Origin of the sequence: Nitrosomonas sp. JL21, assembly GCF_009833095.1 — a bacterium.
GTDB lineage: Bacteria > Pseudomonadota > Gammaproteobacteria > Burkholderiales > Nitrosomonadaceae > Nitrosomonas.
Genome location: NZ_QRCB01000008.1, coordinates 1 through 17383, shown reverse-complemented (window position 1 = coordinate 17383; position 17383 = coordinate 1). Strand labels below are relative to the sequence as shown.

Below are 17383 nucleotides of genomic sequence, written 5' to 3'. Positions count from 1 at the left end.
ATATGACGCTGACTACCCAGCAACAGACTGCAATTCTCCAACTTAGCCAAGTCATATTCGGCACGACCCCGGGTGCAATTTTTGTGGATGTATTGGGAAGGCAACTGGAGCAGGGAAAATCATTTGCCGATTTGGCGCAAATGTTATCTCAGACCAATTCATTTTTTGGGAAATTTTACAATGATGAGTTTCAAGGCACGTTTGCACAGAATTTTGTGGAAGATTTTTTGGGTGATTGGGTATCGACAGAAAATAAAGCTTTGGTAATCAATTACATTAAGGACAAAGTTTCTAACGGTGCAACACAAACCGAAATGATTGCGGAATTGACTCGGGCGCTGTCAGCCGTCCCTGCTTCAGACCCTGACTGGGGACAAGCCTCAACAAATCTGAATACCCTTATCGCTGTCAAAATCCTCTCAAGGCTTGCAGGAGACACCATTACAGGTGATGAAGCAAAGCCGGTCATTGACCACATTGTTGCTCAAATAGCCGCTGGTCAAACGGTGGGTGAGATGATCGAATGGGCGATCACAGCATTGGATAATATGGATCATGCCGATCCGACCTGGGGCGATGCGGCAGCATTATTTGATAACCGCGTAGATGTCTCGCGTTATTACTCGATTGATAAGGTTGGCACCGCTTCGGCTTTCGTTATGCTGCAATATCTTCTGACCACGATGCCACCGGGGCAAACACTGGCTGCATTGCTGAAATATCCGGTAACGTTGTTGAGCAATGAACCCGGCGTTGTATCCGATTCTGCCGAAAGTACAAATCAGCTGGCATCAATCATGGCGAAGATCTCTGCAGATAAGGAATCCGTTGCGGGCGCCAAAGCTGCGGTTGACGATTTCCTCAAGGGCAACATCAATCTTCATGGACTCGATGGCAGCAACGGCTTCCGTTTCGAAGAGGGGGTATTGGCCTCGAGTTATAAAGTGGGTAGTGCCGGAGACTTTAATGGCGATGGCTATGACGACTTGATTATTGGTGCTGAGCATCATGATTTGAACAATGGGGTAGCTGACGCAGGTTACGTTATATTGGGCGGACCTGCCGAGTTCGGGGCTAGGTTGAATTTGTCGAACTTGGCGGGTAGTGCTGGTTTTCGCATCGATGGGATGACAGAAGATAGCGTCGATGAATTTCTTATCAGCCGGGCGGGAGATGTCAATGGCGATGGTTTCGGTGACCTGATCGTTGGAGCCAGCGCGTTCAGTGCTGTGGGTGGGCGCTTAGATTCTGCTTATGTGATATTTGGCAGAGCGGAGGCTGTCAGCATACCGTTAGATTTGTCCAACTTGAGCGGCAGCGACGGTTTCCGCATGCAAGGATTGAATCTGGGAGAAGATTTAGGGCATTTTATCAGCAGCACCGGAGACTTCAATGGTGATGGGTATGGCGACATCATCATCGGTTCTCCTATGGATGAGTCGTGCTATCTGATATTTGGCAAAAAGTCCGGATTCGATGCTGTGCTGAATTTGCAAGGCCTTAGCGCTGATCAAGGTTTGCGGCTGAATGGCGCTGGACTGGGGAACACTGTCAGTAGCGCCGGCGATATCAATGGCGATGGTTTGGATGACCTGATCATTGGCGCTGATGATGTCAGCTTAAATGACAGCAATCCTGATTCGAGTTATGTGGTATTCGGGACAGAACGACCATTCAACGCACCGCTGGATTTGGCCAACCTCGATGGAAACAACGGCTTCCGGCTCGATGGTTCGGCAGAAGGGGATGGCGCAGGATTTTCGGTGAGCAGTGCCGGTGATATCAATGGCGATGGTTTGGATGACCTGATTATTGGCGCTCCTGATGCTGATTCGAATGGAGTAAGCGCCGGTTCCAGTTATGTGGTATTTGGCCGAACTTCAAAATTCAAAGATGTATTTGATTTATCGAGTTTGAATGGCCGTAACGGTTTTCGGTTGGATGGCGGAAGAGAATTATATAACTCAGGATTTACGGTCAGCGGTATCGGGGATTTCAATGGCGATGGATTCGATGATGTGCTGGTCGGAGCGCCGGGTGCTGATCCGGATGGATTTGGAGTAGGCGCTAGCTATATCGTGTTCGGCAAGGCTTCTAATTTCAATGCGACGCTGACACTATCCCAATTGGATGGGGAAGACGGCTTGATTTTAAAAGGGACTCAGATCTTTGACCGATTTGGCGAATTCATTAGCGGGGCTGGGGATGTCAATGGCGATGGATTCGATGATTTAATCGCCAGTGTTTCAAGCTATTACTCGCGCAATGAAAACTTGCTGGATTCCGGTTCAGGCTACGTGATATTTGGCGGCTCCTTTAAAGGTGAAGCGGCATTGTCAGGATCGCAAGACGCGGACAAAGTTGAGAAAGCTATTGCGGAATCAGAACGTTTGGTAACGGATGAAAGTGAATGGATGGATAGGGGAATGAGCGGGGGATATCATGCATATCATCAAAATGCAGCAGTTTCATTAGTCGGAATTGATGTTCTAACGAACTTCATTTAGAACTATCAATGACTGTTGAATATTCATCAAATATTTGTAATTGTAATTTTTTTAAATGTATCTAACTGAAACCAGTCAGCGAGGAAACGACGATGTCCGATGAGATTAATTTCGATTTTACGGTCAATGATTTGCTGAGACCGAGTATTTCAAACACTGTGCTGGGCGCAGAACCTAGAGGAAAAGCTCTGTGGTTTGTACGGGATCTATTTCCGAATATGAACGAACTTTCTTTTAATGAGAGCGGCGCTGATCGATTGACTTCTGTCAAATCCACTTTTAAGGTCGATGACGACATTGTCTTTTTTTATTTCGATGAGATGGTTAAGGCAGGGACAGGAAGCATCGTGCTCAGCAGCCCAACCGATACCCGTTTAATCGATGTGAATGATGCGACACAGATAACCTTTGGCGCACCTGATTATCGGTCTTTTAATCCTTTTTTCCAAAACAGAGAAGAATTCGGTGTGGTTACGATCAATCCATCTGCTGATTTGCAATTGAATACTGAATATACCATCCAGGTTGCGGATGGCGTGTTTCTGGATAGAAAAGGCAATCCGCAACCCGGCTTTAACGATGCATCCTTTACAACGATAGCGTCGACGCCGCAGTTTGCCTCCTTTAATGAAGTTATACCGGTTGATGGGAATCTTCAGCTTCATTTTGATGAAACCGTCAAGCCTGTAAAAGGTGAAATCATTCTCAGCAACGGCAACGATGTGAGAACGATAGACATCAATGATGAGAGTCAAGTGACATTTGAAGGCGATGTGATCACTGTCGATCCCGCGGAAGATTTATTACCCGATTCGACGTATGACCTCGAAATAGAAAGTGGCGTCATTACCGACGAGGCAGGGCATCCGATGGCCGAGCCGATCAGCGTCTTTTACGAAACCTATCCTCCCGCTCCTGAACAATTCATACTCTATGTCACCCCGCCTGAGCGAGGGTGGGAGAATTTTAAAGCCGACGCAGACTTCGAGCTTCAGTTCAATAAAACCGTCAAAGCAGGGTCTGGCAATCTGGTGCTAAGCAATGGTACGGATTTGCAAACCATTGCGATGAATGATCAAAGTCAGGTGACTTTTGAAGGTTCCCGCATCATTATCAATCCAGCAGAAGATCTGGTTGCGGGCACGACTTATACCGCGCACATGGCCAGCGGGGCAATCACCGATTCATCCGGCATTTCTTACGAGGGCTTTACGGATGCTCATTTTTCTACAATAGAAGCTGGGCCGCTCTGGCCTTTTTTACCCGGCGAGCGATTTGAGAATGTAAAGATTAATCAGGTTCTCAGGTTCTTTTTTGATGAAAAGGTTGTGCCTGGCAATGGAAATATTACAATCAGTAATGGCGTGGATATTCGTAGCATCGATATTCATGATATCAGCCAAGTGACTTTTGATGAATCAGTCCCTATTGTAGCCATTCGACCTGAGCTGCCCTTGCAGCCCAACACGACCTATACTTTACAAGTTCCGGCGAGCGCAATTACGGATATCGATGGCAACCGGTCAGCGGCTGAGTCGAATCAGCTCACGATCGACACCATAGATTCTGCACCGTTGGTTGTAGGCAGCTATCCCATCGATGGCGCCAGCGTTCGATCGGATCAGCCGCTGATATTGAGATTCGATGAAAAAATTATTGCGGGAGAGGGGAATCTTATTCTCAGCAATGGAACGGATCAGCGCACGATCGCAATCACCGATCGCGATCAGGTGCTCTTCAATGGTAGAAGCGTCATTTTCGATCTGGACGATGATCTCGTGCCCGGCACCCTCTATACCGCCCAGATGGCAAACGGAGTAATTACGGATGTCGACGGCAATGCGTATGGGGGTTTTTCGAATGCCTCGTTTACTGTTCAGGAAGCAGCTTTGGTGGGAATAGATCAGGCTGCTTTCATTTAGAAGCCTGGAAATGATTGAATGCACCGATTTCCTTGGGAATTGCTCCCTTATCTCGAACTTCCCAAGGAGATTCTGAAGAATTATTCCGATCGCGTTCAGTCAGGCTGCGCGCATCAATCAGGCATCAAGCACAGAACCCTATGCCGTGCGTTCTAAACCGGGTTTTATCTTCGAATATCATCAACATTAGCGGGCGTATAAGCCGGATCGATGTTGGGGCTTTGCGGATGATTGATATCGCTATCAGGAGAGTTCTTTTTAAGCCTTTTTTTATCGATTTTTTCTTGGATGCGCCCTTCTTCTGTCATCTGAGAGAGAGGGGGTTTTTCTATCGGTTTATCCAAAGGAGGAGTCGATTGAGAATAGGCTCTGGAATTCATGTTCAGGATAATTCCGATAATTGCCATGTAGAATGCCACGCGGAACAGTAAAACCATAATAACCCCCGTTCAGTTTTTTGAAAGTCAAAAAGAAAACCATAGGGATAATTTGTTTCTAAGTCTGTACGGTGGTTAACATGGAAGAAAATGAGGATGAAAAAATCCAATCTCAAGAAAAGTGGGTGCTCGATGATTTGGCCTTGCCATTTCAAGCGCATTTTTTATCAAGGTGTGCCTCTCTTTATGGAGAGCTCTGATATTTCATTCGATCACGATCTCGAATTTATATTTTTCACGATGATCCTGATCGACCAATTTTTCTTCCACAGCCAGTCGCCAGGCTTCTTCAATGTAGTCTTGGTCTAGCAGGTATGGGTCTATATTGCCCAGATCAACCATGAAGGTCTGAATTTCCCGATTTGAGAATGTGTCTGAAATTCTTACTTTCTTTGGGGTTTGTGTCATGATTTTATGAGATTTAGTTGGATTTGCACGAGATGGCGTTTTGTTACCCGACCGGGAATTTCACGCGCTCGCTTTTATTTTCTATTGATGGGCTTGTACATTGAAGCATACCAATAGTATGTTGTTTTCTTCACAGTCATACAGTTTCAGATCGGGCTCAACGGGTGTACTGGTGCTCTTACTCAGTTTCAGTTCGTCAGAGCTTGATTTTTTGCCTTTCTCAGCGTTTTCCTGATTGTTCAGATCGAGCAAAGTTAGCTTCCGCACAGACGCTCTCAGCAGATAATTCCATACTTCGCTCACAGTATTTCATTCACTGTTGAGTGTATCTCAAGTCTTGTATCAGAGCCGGAGCATTTGTCGACGTGACAAGAAAGAGTGAATGAAAGAAGGTGCGCTGCTGTTGGGAAAATACTGAGCAATCATTTTTAACACAAAACGGCAGTATTTTTATGACGTTGATATTGATCGGTTCAATATACAACGATTGAAATCTACTCAAGGAGAATCACATGAACTGGGACGAAATCGCTGGCAACTGGAAACAATTAGCGGGTAAAGCTCAACAACAATGGGGAAAATTGACCAATGATGATTTGGATGTCATCGATGGTAAACGCGAAGAGTTGATTGGCAAAGTGCAAGCTCGCTATGGCATATCCAAAGAAGAAGCCGAGAAACAAGTGAATGATTTCTCAAAAGGCTGTGGTTGCTGATTGAATTGTGACTACGTTTGAGAATATCTGAAGACAAGGAGCGGCGCGAGCAGCTCCTTGTCTGCTGAATACTGAGACACCATGATGTGCCTACATTACTTTCAACTGAAAGGAGAAATGTCATGATTAACATACAACATTCAGCCATTGCGATGTTTGTCGCGTTGGCACTGATGACCCCGAGCAGCGTCGCTTTTGCTGATTCGACGGGCATGGGAACCAATGATCCGGTGACGGTTCCTCAATCGCAAGCAAATCCTTCCACCCGCAATCCGGCGTTAGTGAATCCGAGTGATCCAACCGGCGTTAACTCCAATATTCCCGGCGCGCGCCCCAGCACGCCTGCGGGCGTAAGCCCCTCCAATCCGGTGGGCACAAGCCCGAATAGTTCAACTGCGCCATCAGGGACGAGTTCCGGCGAATCGTCGGGTATGAATTCAGGCGCTCCTTCCGGGGCGACGAGTGGCGGAGCAGGGTCTGGATATTGAGGGGATGCTGGATAGGCTTACCCAAACCGCCAGCCCGGCGGTTTTTTATTGCGGGAAACATTGGTATCGTGCGGCTGCACTTCGTCATGATTTTACAAGCGCAGCCCAGGCACACGGGGTATGGGGGGCGATGCGCGCGATTGACGCGGCGTAACTGGATATTGAAGTCTGGTTCCCACGCAACCGGTTCGAACAACGTAGCGGTTTTCAAATATTTCCTGGGTACTTTTCGGTGAGGAGAATCTTATGCTCATAACGTTTACTACCGATGCTCATGCTGACATCACGATGTTTGGGGAAAATGCATTGACGTTCATAACAATGATGGGGCACAGCAAAACAGTGCCGGGCGCAATTCTGGCGGCTGATGTGCCGATGGCGCTCGATCGATTGAGAAAGGCTGTCGACGCTGAGATGGCCTCGCATTCCGCCGAGAATACCGCGCCCGATGAAGATGACGATGAAAAGGATGAACCCACCGTGAGTCTATCTCACCGGGCGCTGCCTTTGATCAGCTTGCTGACCGCTGCTGCAGAAGCTGAGACCGATGTAATGTGGAAATAACTATCATCGGCTTCATCTGATTCGTCAGCGAAAATGTACTGAGGAGGATTGCGTAATCACTCTTTTTTGTCTCATTTCTCTTACATACCCATCACTTATCAGTGATGGACACGCTCTATCTGAGCATTAAGTTGGCAAGCGTACAGTTCGCCACTCCTAATCGCGATACCTTAACCCTAATTTGGAGTCAAGTTCCAAATTATCTGCGATATCAATTCAAATATGGAGGAGGAATAAAAATGAAAAAGACGACTTTACTGGCAGCGGCAATCGCTGGACTGAGCTTTTCCCACGCAAGCATGGCTGAAGTATTTGCGTTTATTGAGATGCCCTTGACGCCCAGTCAGGAGGCGGTCACTACCCCTACGCCGACACCTGCGCCAGATTCGATGGGATATGGCCGGATCACGGTTTTTTACGACAACACGACCAAGGTTCTTACGTACAACGTGAACTGGAAACTGCAGGATAATGCCGTTCCAATCATACGAGAGGGTGGCAATAATCATTTTCATGGGCCGGCTGATGTGGGGACATCCGCAGGCATAGTGCTGGCGTTGCCCGATCTGCCGGAAACTAACACGGGCAATGTTTCAGGTTCCGTAACGCTCACAGAAGAACAGGTTGCAGCCATCGAAACGGAGTTGCTGGCAGGCCGGATGTATTACAACATCCACAGCACTTTGGCCAGTGGCGGTGAAATCAGGGGACAGTTACTCCAAAATCGCGACGATGCCCGCAATGCAATTTATCAAAATTCCCAAGTCACGCTGACGAATGTATTAGTACCGGGCATACAAGGACCGCAAACCTATGATGCGGTACTCGAGTTAGTGAATGGAGTTTTCGTGCTGACCACAGCTACGCCGTTACGTTAATAAATTCCAATTTAATATAACGCTCCTGCGGTCGTTTTGCGGAGCTTTTCTTAGAAAGGATTGGCGGATCACAAACGCTGATCCTTTTTTTTCGACTGTTGAAAAATCGTGGTCTTAAATTCAGGAACAGTGGATTAATCGACAGGAGTTCAGTGCATGATATTAAAAGAAGGATCAATTTGAGGAGATGTATCCTAGCGTACTGACGAGCGAACGATTTTGCCTGATTATATCCATAACCATTTGATTGGATATGCTAAAGAATTTAAGTAGACAATCAATGGCTAAGTTAGCCTATTTTCAAGGTCTAGGCCGATGTTAAAAAACGTGAGATTTAATTTCGGGAGAATGATATGACTCATAAAAAAAGTATTGATGTATTAAATGACCTCATTGAAACTTCTCGCGATGGCGCAGAGGGTTTCAGAAAATGCGCGGAAGATGCCAATGATCCCCAATTAGAGAGCTATTTTCTCGATCGGGCGGAGAGTTGCGAACAAGCGGTTCAAACGTTGACTGAAGAAATTAGAAAATACGGCGGTAAGCTGGATACTTCGGGCACTTTCAGGGGAGCCTTGCATCGATTGTGGATTGATGTCCGGACTGCGCTTACCGATAAGGATAATCTTGCTGTGTTAGAAGAATGCGAAAGAGCGGAAGATGTTGCCGTCAAAACATATCAAGATGCATTAAAGGAAGAAATGCCCGAATCTCTTCGTTCTTTGATCACCCGGCAATTAGATGGAGTAAAGAGAAATCATGATCGCATTCGGGAACTTAGAGTTGAAGCAGAGAACAACCCTATGAAAGCGTAAAGTCTCAATTATTGATTCTATTCCCGCCAGTAGAAATAAAACGGCTGGGGAGGGATCCACACTGGCGCGGAATAATGGAATGAAGATATAAGTGTATAAATTAACTTATTGGATTCATGGTGGCGAATCAGGGATTTGAACCCCGGACCAACGGATTATGATTCCGCTGCTCTAACCACTGAGCTAATTCGCCATGTGCTGAACGACAAGAGGCAGCATTTTGCCTTCGAGAAAATGGCTTGTCAAGCTTAAAAATGTGACCAGACAAGGGTTTATGCGTGTTTTCAGGGGATTGGGTGTGAAATGGGTGGACGGTCCATCTCGACGAGATGGTGGGTTCGGGTTAGGGTAGACATTTCAAGCCAAGTCGATCAGATTTCAGTTTGAGTTAGCCACCTGTCATAAAGCGGCTGTATAATCAGTTTCATGAACTTCGATATGGTAGTGATAGGCGGTGGATTGGTCGGTGCAAGCCTGGTAGCTGCATTGCAGGGCAGCGGTTTGAGAATCGCATTGATTGAGCCGCACGAGACTGCGCCGTTACCGCAGGACGAGAGCTGGGATAGCCGGGTCTATGCGATCAGCCCGGGGAGTGCGGAGTTTCTCGAGAACCTGGGAATCTGGCAACGTATGGCAGGGGAACGCCTGACGCCTGTGCACGAAATGTCGGTATGGGGTGACGATCAAAGCGCGCAAATCAATTTCAGCGCCTATGAGATGGGTGTGGCGGAGCTGGCGTTCATTGCAGAGAACCGCCAATTGCAAACGGCCGTCTGGGAAGCGCTCAAGCCGCCAAATGAAAATATCCACATTTTTTGTCCCGCCAAATGCACATCCATTGTCTGGCGGGAATCGCATGCCGAAGTGCAACTGGCCGATGGTACCCAGCTCGATACACTGTTGGTGGTAGGTGCCGATGGCGTCAATTCATGGGTGCGTAACCAAGCCGGTATCGAAGCCTCTCGCCGTCCTTATCACCAGATAGGCGTGGTGGCTAATTTCACGGCGGAACTACCGCACCGTCATATTGCCTACCAATGGTTCAGGCGGGATGGGGTATTAGCATTGTTGCCGCTTCCGGGCAAGCGCGTGTCGATGGTCTGGTCGACGGGCGAAGAGCATGCCGCAGAGCTGCGCAATTTACCGGCAGAAGCGCTATGCCGGCAGGTCGAAGAAGCGTCACTTCGTACCCTGGGTAAACTGGAGCTGATTACTGCGCCGGTCGGGTTTCCATTGAATTTCGTGCATGTCGAGACGTTGATCAAGCCGCGTCTGGTGTTGATCGGTGATGCAGCGCATGGCATACATCCATTGGCCGGCCAAGGCGTCAATCTGGGATTGCGGGACACCCGCGAACTGGTGGCGGTGCTGAACAGTCGCGGTGCCCTCATGGATTGTGGGGATCACCTGCTGCTGCGGCAATATGAACGGGCGCGCAAAGAAGATATCTGGGCTTTGGAGCAGGTCACGGATGGCTTGCAAAAATTGTTCAATAATTCCAATCCTACACTGGCCCGGCTGCGAAATCTTGGGCTGGAGATCACCAACCGCTGGCCGCTGATTAAAAATCAATTGATGCGGCATGCGCTGAATTGACATTCTTTTTTTACTGGAGTCGTTATGACGATACGCTGGAAGCTGTTTATTTCTATTCTGATGTTTTTTGTAGGTTCGCAGGTCATCTGGGCAGGTGAGGAGGCTGTGAAAAAGGCTGTCCAGCAGCATTTCGAAGGCCATGCCATCGATAGCCTGAAGAAAACACCTTATCTGGGGCTTTATGAAGTAGTGGTCGGGGATGAAGTGTTTTACACCGATGAGAAGGCCAAATATTTTTTCTTTGGCCATATGATCGATACCAGCACCCGCACCAGCATGACCAACGAGCGCATGCAGGAAATCAAAGCAGCGCGCCGGGTACCGTTGGACTCGTTGCCGCTGAAATCGGCGATCAAAATCGTCAAGGGCGACGGCAAGCGTCAGGTGGCCATTTTTACCGACCCGAATTGCCCGTATTGCAAGAAACTGGAAAAAGAACTGCTCGAGATCAACAACGTGACCATTTATACCCTGCTGTATCCGGTGCTGAATGGCTCGATGGAACTGGCCAAGAAAATCTGGTGCTCGGATAATCAAATCAAGGCGTGGGATGATTTCATGCTGAGAAATATTGCTCCGACCGCCAAAGAGTGCGAAACGCCGTTGGATGTCCTCGTGAAATCGGGCCGTGAAAACAAAGTCTCCGGTACACCGACGCTGGTGTTTGCCGATGGCTCGATCGTCGGCGGCATGATTCCGGCTGCCGTGATTGAGGAGAAACTCAACAGCGCCGCCAATGCGATCGACAGTGCGAAGGATGGAAAAGGCAAGTAGCCACAGAAACCTCACTGTATGCATGAGGAAATTCTGGAATAAGTTGTGAGCGATGAATGGCAGAGCGATATCGGGCGAAAAAATACAATTTCTCTTGGTACATGAGCATCTTGAAACGTATATCCGCGCAGCATAATCGAGTACAGTAGTTTTCAGGGTTTTCATTAAAAGCCTGCCAGATTCAACCGGTAGGCTTTTTTTATGGTTTCCCATCGACCAAAAGTAAACCAATTGGGCAGTCTGGCTATGATTTCATGAAAGAAATTTCAAGGAATTCATCAATTGCTGACAGGGCTTATTGGAAGTAACATTCGAAAAGAGGGTGGAGAAGTATTTTATGATCTAATTTTTATGAGGTGTGAACATGGCAACTGTAACTATGGATTTAGGCAGCCTGGATGGCAGTAATGGATTTCGTTTGGATGGTGTTCCGGGTGGCGGATTGGGTAAAGCGGTCAGCAATGCAGGAGACGTCAATGGCGATGGTATAGACGATGTGATTCTCAGTGCTCCTTATGCCCTCACTGGAGGCCCTTATGATGGATCTGGTTTCAGTTATGTAGTGTTTGGAAAAACTACGGGTTTCGATGCCACCTTGGATGTATCTACTTTGAATGGCAGCAATGGTTTTCGCCTAACTGGGATAGAAGGTTACGACTTTGGAAGTGCGGTCGGCAGTGCTGGAGATGTGAATGGGGATGGGTTGGATGATTTACTCATTGGTGCTCCTTTTGCCAACAAGGATCGACCAACTTCTCTAGGTACTGGATCCAGTTTTATCGTATTTGGAAAGGCTTCGGGATTCAATGCTGATGTGGATGTGTCCAATCTTGATGGTAACAATGGTTTTCGCATAAATGGCCTGAGGGAGTTTGACAAGATCGGTGCTTCTGTCAGTGGTGCAGGAGATGTGAATGGAGATGGGTTTGATGATGTAATTGTTGGCGGTCCTAATTTTGATCCGAACAATTCTATTTATGAAGGAGGAGCAAGCTTTGTTGTGTTTGGTAAGAGCTCAGGTTTTGATGCAGTGATGGATGGTTCCAGACTCGATGGTAGCAATGGTTTTCTCATTAATGGAAGAAAAGAATCTGATCATGTGGGGAGTGATGTAAGCAGTGCGGGAGATGTGAATGGAGATGGGTTTGGTGATGTAATTATCGATGCCAAAGATTCTCTTTACCTGCTGTTCGGCAAAGGTTCTGATTCTGACGCTACATTCGATCTTTCCAGTCTTGACGGTACGAACGGTTTCAATATAGAAGGGGACTCTCGCGTTAATTCGGTCAGTACTGCTGGAGATTTCAATAGCGATGGGTTTGATGATGTGATTGTTGGGGCCTTTAATAGCTCGAGCTTAGGATCTACTTATGTAATCTTTGGAAGAGCTTCGGGCTTCGATCCAACCTTAAATTTATCTAGCTTGGATGGTAGTAATGGATTCCGTTTAAATGGTGAAAATATAAGTGATTATTCGGGTAGCTCGGTCAGCAATGCAGGAGATGTCAATGGTGATGGGTTTGATGACCTGATTATCGGGGCAGTTAGTGCAGATTTTGACGGTAGTAATTCAGGTTCCAGCTACATCCTATTTGGTAAAGCTTCAGGGTTCGAAGCGACAATGAATCTTTCTGATTTGGATAGTAATGCTGGTTTTCGTATCGATGGTGCCGGGACCGGAGATTTCTCAGGTTCTTCCGTTAGCGGCGCAGGAGATGTTAATGATGATGGATATGACGATTTGATTATAGGTGCTCCTGGCGCTAATTCAGATGGCACAGGTACAGGTTCTGGAGCTAGCTATATCATCTTTGGGCGCAGCGATTTCAATGGTGGAGGTTTGTCAGTCATCCCTGGCACACCCGATGACGATGTACTGCGCGGCACCTCAGCCGCTGAAATCTTTGAAGCAGGTGACGGCAACGATATGATGATCGGCCGCGGCGGCGCGGATGTGTTTCATGGCGGCGCTGGGGTTGATCAGATCAAAGTGCCCGACCTCAATTTTGCATTGATCGACGGCGGAGCGGGTACCGATATCCTGCACCTGGACGGCAAGGATCTGCATCTGGATTTAGCGAATGTGGGTGACAAAATCCAAGGCATCGAAACCATCTGCATTTACGGCCGCGGTGACAACACATTGTCATTGACTGCGGACAGCGTGCTCAATCTATCCGATACGTCCAATACCCTGAAGCTTCACGGTAATGCCGGAGATCTTGTGACGGTGCAGGATAACGGCTGGGTCGATGGCGGCGTGAAGGGTTTTTATCACACGTATACGAATGACGATGCGGTGTTGTTGGTGGGTGCAAATTTGGCGATTGATTTTATCGCGTAGCCGACAAGCTGCGCTTTTTTCTTCTCACTCAAGCCTGCCAGATTCATCTGGCGGGCTTTTTTATTGTCGAGTGTAAAACACGTCCTGATGTATTCGGATTAACCTTGCTCAATCTCATGGTATTTAAAGAAAAATGGTTGAGTTGTGATCGGATTGTATTCGGCGTAGCATGCAGAATGGGTTGAAGGATGGATGAAGAGGGCAATTCATGATGTGCCATTTTTTCTTGCATCATTCATAAGTCGGCAGTTGTATCAGGGGAGATGAAATCATGAGTATTCCGGTTTTTAATTTGTTCAGTATTAATGGCAGCGATGGATTTCGTCTGGATGGGGTGTCGGAGGGCGATTATGCGGGTGCATCAGTCAGCAGCGCCGGGGACGTCAATGGCGATGGTTTTGATGATGTGATCATTGGCGCACCTTTAGTTAATGCGGGAGCAGACGATTATGGCGCTAGTTATGTGGTGTTTGGCAAGGCGGGGGGATTGGATGCAACCCTGCCATTATCGGCTCTGGATGGCAGTAATGGCTTCCGGCTGGATGGTGGGCATAGCGAACGGAGCTATCGGGGGGCAGTCAGCAGCGCTGGTGATATCAATGGTGACGGATTTGACGATGTAATGGTTAGAGGGTCCGGCTCCAACTTTGTGGTGTTTGGGCGGGCATCAGGTTTCGATGCACAGATCGATCTGACGACTCTGGATGGCAATAACGGTTTTCGCCTGAAAGGGGGGCATTTCTATGAAAATGTTCAATTCGTCAATGGTGCAGTGGATGTCAATGGCGATGGTTTTGACGATGCGATCGTTGAAGCCGTTTATGTGGATCAGGACAACAATGCAATCAGTTCGAGCTATGTTGTGTTTGGCCATACGACGGGTTTTGATGCAATGATCGATCTGTCGAATCTGGACGACAGTTCCGGTTTCAGGTTGACGGATACTCATGGCGGCGGCGATTTATCGGTGACGGGTGCAAGCGACATCAACGGCGATGGTCTGGATGATCTGCTGGTGGTCACCGATTCGACTTATACCATCCCGTATGGTGGCGGTGGGGGTGAAGTCAATAATTACGTGGTATTCGGCAAGACATCCGGTTTTGCCGCAGCGGAAGATCCCGCCGATCTCGATGCGAGCGAGGGATTGCACCTGAATACGGATGCCATTTCGATAAGCAATGCGGGCGATATCAACGGCGATGGTTTGGATGATCTGGTCTTTTTCTCGGATCCTTCTCCATTTGATTCTACCTTGTTCAACTATGTCGTGTTTGGCAAAGCCTCCGGCATAGACCCCAATCTGGATTTGTCGCAACTGGACGGTAGCGATGGCTTTACCCTAAAGACAATGCCCTTTCGTGAAAGAATCACGACACCCCTAAAAGCTGCCGGCGATGTGAATGGCGACGGTTTCGACGATCTGATCGTCGGAGCTTCGGAGGCTACTCCTTATGACATGGCTTTTGCGGGCTCCAGTTATATCGTTTTTGGTCGTGCTTCAGGCTTCGATGCGGTTGTGGATTTACCCAACCTCGACAGCGACAATGGAATTCGTCTGGATGGTGTGGCTGGAGATTCGGCAGCCGTGATCGGCGGTGCTGGAGACATCAATCAGGATGGTTTCGACGATGTGATCATTGGCGCTCCCGGAGCAGACGCCGGTAGTCATAACTCGGGTGCGAGTTATGTGCTGCTGGGCAGTGATCATTTCAAGGAAACCCCAGTATTGATGGGAACTCATGCGCGTAACGAGTTGAATGGCACGCCAGCGATGGAGTATTTCACGGGGAAAGGAGACAACGATATCCTGTCTGGGGGAGGAGGCGCAGATGCCATCAGCGGGAACAACGGCGATGACATCATCCGGGTACCCGATCTGGATTTTCAAAGCGCAAATGGCGGTGCCGGTAGCGATACGCTGGCGTTTACCGGTAGTGACATCGATCTGAAGCTGGCCGACTACATCGATCGGATTGGCCAGCTTAACCTGGCAAGCCGGATCGTGGATATTGAAACCATCGATCTGACGGGGAGTGGTGACAACACGCTGACCCTGACCGCGCAAAGTGTGCTGGATGTGTCGGATAGCAGTGATACGCTGGTGGTGAAGGGCAATGCAGGCGACCGTGTGGTCGGCCTGAGCGAGGGTTGGATCGATGCCGGCATGAAGAATGGTATGCATGCTTTTACTAAGCAGGGTGCGGAATTGCTGATCGATACATCGATTGGTACCGATCCGCTGGTCATACCCAGTGTAATCGATTTGTCCAGCCTGGACGGTCAGAATGGATTCCGGCTGGATGGAGCCGCCAGCTTTGATCGGTTGGGTAGTTCAGTCAGTGATGCCGGTGATATCAATGGCGACGGTTTCGATGACGTGATTATCGGTGATTATGAGGCTGCATCGAATGAATTTTTATCCGGCTCAAGCTTTGTAGTATTTGGCAAGGCGGCGGGGTTCGATGCGAGCATGAGTGTATCCAGTCTGGACGGCAGCAATGGCTTTCGACTGGATGGAGTTCATGAATCCGGTAAATCAGGTTTTTCGGTCAGCGGTGCCGGTGATGTCAATGGCGATGGCTTCGACGATATGATAATCGGAGCACCGGGGCCTTTTACCAACGATGATACATTTGGTTCCAGCTATGTGGTGTTTGGCAAGGCGGCAGGCTTCGATGCACGTATCGACTTATCGAGTCTGGATGGCAGTAACGGTTTTCGTCTGATTGGGGAAAGTTATGATCAAATGGGAAGATCCGTTAGCAGTACCGGTGATATCAATGGCGATGGTTTTGATGATTTGATAATGAATGGGGGTTATACGGGAGCCAAGGTGGTATTCGGGCGAGCATCGGGCTTTGGTGCTGAATTTGATACCGCTACGCTGGATGGAAGCAATGGTTTCCGTTTAAAAAATACGGTTTACGCTGATTCGGTCAGTGCAGCCGGGGATATGAATGGCGACGGTTTTGATGACATGATCATACCGGGGAGTGTGGTGTTCGGTCAGGCATCCGGTTTTAATGCCACGGTTGATGTTACCAGTCTGGATGGCAGTAACGGTTTTCGTCTGGAAGGTCCAAGCAGTGTGGTCAGTAACGCAGGGGACGTCAATGGCGATGGTTTTGATGATGTCATTATTGGCGCAAAGGATGCCAGCGAGAATGGCTTTTCTGCAGGCACCAGTTACGTCGTGTTCGGTAAAGGCTCGGATTTCGATGCTGTGCTGGAACTGGATAGTCTGGATGGCAGCAACGGTTTTCAGTTGACAGGATCGTATGAAGGTGACCAGTTGGGTTTCAGTGTCAGCGGTGCGGGTGATGTCAATGGTGATGGTTTCGACGATGTGATTGTGTCAGGTTACAGTTTTTCACAAACCCCGGACTTGAGTTATGTCGTGTTTGGCAAGGCATCGGGTTTTGACGCCATACTGAATGTGACCACGCTGGATGGCAGCAATGGCGTGATTTTGAAAGGACTGGCAGGTGAACATTCTGGACGCTCGGTCAGCGGTGCCGGGGATATCAACGGTGACGGTTTTGATGACCTGATCGTGGGTGCGCCCGGTGCTAGTCCAAAAGAAGAGGGCGCCGGCGCTAGCTATATTCTCTTTGGTAGTAGCCATTTTGGCAACGGTGGTGGCGGCGAACTGCCGGAAATCCCAGGTACATCCGATGACGATGTACTACGCGGCACCTCAGCCGCAGAAATCTTTGAAGCCGGGGACGGTAATGACATTCTGATCGGCCGTGGCGGTGCGGATGTGTTTCAAGGTGGCGCTGGTGTTGATCAGATCAAGGTGCCCGACCTCAATTTTGCATCGATCGACGGCGGAACCGGCACCGATATCTTGAATCTGGACGGTAAGGATCTGAATCTGGATTTAGCGAATGTGGGTGACAAAATCCAAGGCATCGAAACCATCTGCATT

General features: G+C 48.4%; 15 protein-coding genes and 1 tRNA gene. 13 read left to right on the top strand and 3 right to left on the bottom strand.

Features of this window, described 5'->3' with window-relative positions; genetic code table 11:
* The first annotated feature begins 2 nt into the window (after nucleotides 1-2).
* From ABF87_RS03470 to ABF87_RS03460, 3 genes are all read left to right on the top strand, one after another.
* Nucleotides 3-2507: a hypothetical protein gene (locus ABF87_RS03470; protein ID WP_240143506.1), complete on the top strand. Its 2505-nt coding sequence runs from the start codon at nucleotides 3-5 to the stop codon at nucleotides 2505-2507.
* A gap of 92 nt (nucleotides 2508-2599) precedes the next feature.
* Complete coding sequence (locus ABF87_RS03465; protein ID WP_160827747.1) at nucleotides 2600-4429, top strand: Ig-like domain-containing protein; 1830 nt, start codon at nucleotides 2600-2602, stop codon at nucleotides 4427-4429.
* Between the two features lie 18 nt (nucleotides 4430-4447).
* The gene (locus tag ABF87_RS03460; protein WP_160827746.1) at nucleotides 4448-4585 is read left to right on the top strand and encodes a hypothetical protein; all 138 of its coding nucleotides are present in this window, start codon (nucleotides 4448-4450) and stop codon (nucleotides 4583-4585) included.
* A gap of 8 nt (nucleotides 4586-4593) precedes the next feature.
* On the opposite strand, the gene ABF87_RS03455 is transcribed toward ABF87_RS03460, so the two are convergent.
* Both ABF87_RS03455 and ABF87_RS03450 read right to left on the bottom strand, forming a co-directional pair.
* Complete coding sequence (locus ABF87_RS03455) at nucleotides 4594-4866, bottom strand: hypothetical protein (RefSeq protein ID WP_160827745.1); 273 nt, start codon at nucleotides 4864-4866, stop codon at nucleotides 4594-4596.
* A gap of 204 nt (nucleotides 4867-5070) precedes the next feature.
* Nucleotides 5071-5274, bottom strand: coding sequence for a hypothetical protein (locus ABF87_RS03450; RefSeq protein ID WP_160827744.1), 204 nt, complete (start codon nucleotides 5272-5274; stop codon nucleotides 5071-5073).
* A gap of 512 nt (nucleotides 5275-5786) precedes the next feature.
* Here ABF87_RS03450 and ABF87_RS03445 point away from each other — a divergent pair.
* The 6 genes from ABF87_RS03445 to ABF87_RS03420 all read left to right on the top strand — a co-directional run bounded on the left by ABF87_RS03445 (nucleotide 5787) and on the right by ABF87_RS03420 (nucleotide 8735).
* Complete coding sequence (locus ABF87_RS03445; RefSeq protein ID WP_160827743.1) at nucleotides 5787-5990, top strand: CsbD family protein; 204 nt, start codon at nucleotides 5787-5789, stop codon at nucleotides 5988-5990.
* Nucleotides 5991-6112: 122 nt separating this feature from the next.
* The gene (locus ABF87_RS03440) at nucleotides 6113-6478 is read left to right on the top strand and encodes a hypothetical protein (protein ID WP_160827742.1); all 366 of its coding nucleotides are present in this window, start codon (nucleotides 6113-6115) and stop codon (nucleotides 6476-6478) included.
* Between the two features lie 4 nt (nucleotides 6479-6482).
* Nucleotides 6483-6632, top strand: coding sequence for a hypothetical protein (locus ABF87_RS03435; RefSeq protein WP_160827741.1), 150 nt, complete (start codon nucleotides 6483-6485; stop codon nucleotides 6630-6632).
* A gap of 92 nt (nucleotides 6633-6724) precedes the next feature.
* Entirely contained in the window at nucleotides 6725-7042 is a 318-nt protein-coding gene (locus ABF87_RS03430) for a DUF1840 domain-containing protein (protein ID WP_160827740.1), read from the top strand.
* Nucleotides 7043-7281: 239 nt separating this feature from the next.
* Nucleotides 7282-7920, top strand: a complete 639-nt coding sequence (locus ABF87_RS03425) for a CHRD domain-containing protein (protein ID WP_160827739.1) — start codon at nucleotides 7282-7284, stop codon at nucleotides 7918-7920.
* Nucleotides 7921-8273: 353 nt separating this feature from the next.
* Entirely contained in the window at nucleotides 8274-8735 is a 462-nt protein-coding gene (locus tag ABF87_RS03420; RefSeq protein WP_160827738.1) for a PA2169 family four-helix-bundle protein, read from the top strand.
* Between the two features lie 117 nt (nucleotides 8736-8852).
* Here ABF87_RS03420 and ABF87_RS03415 read toward each other — a convergent pair.
* Nucleotides 8853-8928, bottom strand: a tRNA-Met gene (locus tag ABF87_RS03415).
* Between the two features lie 233 nt (nucleotides 8929-9161).
* On the opposite strand from ABF87_RS03415, the gene ABF87_RS03410 reads away from it, so the two are divergent.
* From ABF87_RS03410 to ABF87_RS14935, 4 genes are all read left to right on the top strand, one after another.
* Nucleotides 9162-10331, top strand: coding sequence for a UbiH/UbiF family hydroxylase (locus ABF87_RS03410; protein WP_160827737.1), 1170 nt, complete (start codon nucleotides 9162-9164; stop codon nucleotides 10329-10331).
* A gap of 24 nt (nucleotides 10332-10355) precedes the next feature.
* Entirely contained in the window at nucleotides 10356-11105 is a 750-nt protein-coding gene (locus tag ABF87_RS03405) for a DsbC family protein (RefSeq protein WP_160827736.1), read from the top strand.
* Nucleotides 11106-11469: 364 nt separating this feature from the next.
* On the top strand, nucleotides 11470-13449 hold the full coding sequence (locus ABF87_RS03400) for an integrin alpha (RefSeq protein ID WP_160827735.1): 1980 nt from the start codon (nucleotides 11470-11472) through the stop codon (nucleotides 13447-13449).
* Nucleotides 13450-13720: 271 nt separating this feature from the next.
* On the top strand, nucleotides 13721-17383 hold a 3663-nt coding region (locus ABF87_RS14935), incomplete at its 3' end, for an integrin alpha (RefSeq protein WP_240143505.1).

Coding starts and splice junctions, on each gene's coding strand:
- ABF87_RS03470 (WP_240143506.1), top strand. CDS start 3: ATGACGCTGACTACCCAGCAACAGACTGCAATTCTCCAACTTAGCCAA.
- ABF87_RS03465 (WP_160827747.1), top strand. CDS start 2,600: ATGTCCGATGAGATTAATTTCGATTTTACGGTCAATGATTTGCTGAGA.
- ABF87_RS03460 (WP_160827746.1), top strand. CDS start 4,448: ATGCACCGATTTCCTTGGGAATTGCTCCCTTATCTCGAACTTCCCAAG.
- ABF87_RS03455 (WP_160827745.1), bottom strand. CDS start 4,866: ATGGTTTTACTGTTCCGCGTGGCATTCTACATGGCAATTATCGGAATT.
- ABF87_RS03450 (WP_160827744.1), bottom strand. CDS start 5,274: ATGACACAAACCCCAAAGAAAGTAAGAATTTCAGACACATTCTCAAAT.
- ABF87_RS03445 (WP_160827743.1), top strand. CDS start 5,787: ATGAACTGGGACGAAATCGCTGGCAACTGGAAACAATTAGCGGGTAAA.
- ABF87_RS03440 (WP_160827742.1), top strand. CDS start 6,113: ATGATTAACATACAACATTCAGCCATTGCGATGTTTGTCGCGTTGGCA.
- ABF87_RS03435 (WP_160827741.1), top strand. CDS start 6,483: ATGCTGGATAGGCTTACCCAAACCGCCAGCCCGGCGGTTTTTTATTGC.
- ABF87_RS03430 (WP_160827740.1), top strand. CDS start 6,725: ATGCTCATAACGTTTACTACCGATGCTCATGCTGACATCACGATGTTT.
- ABF87_RS03425 (WP_160827739.1), top strand. CDS start 7,282: ATGAAAAAGACGACTTTACTGGCAGCGGCAATCGCTGGACTGAGCTTT.
- ABF87_RS03420 (WP_160827738.1), top strand. CDS start 8,274: ATGACTCATAAAAAAAGTATTGATGTATTAAATGACCTCATTGAAACT.
- ABF87_RS03410 (WP_160827737.1), top strand. CDS start 9,162: ATGAACTTCGATATGGTAGTGATAGGCGGTGGATTGGTCGGTGCAAGC.
- ABF87_RS03405 (WP_160827736.1), top strand. CDS start 10,356: ATGACGATACGCTGGAAGCTGTTTATTTCTATTCTGATGTTTTTTGTA.
- ABF87_RS03400 (WP_160827735.1), top strand. CDS start 11,470: ATGGCAACTGTAACTATGGATTTAGGCAGCCTGGATGGCAGTAATGGA.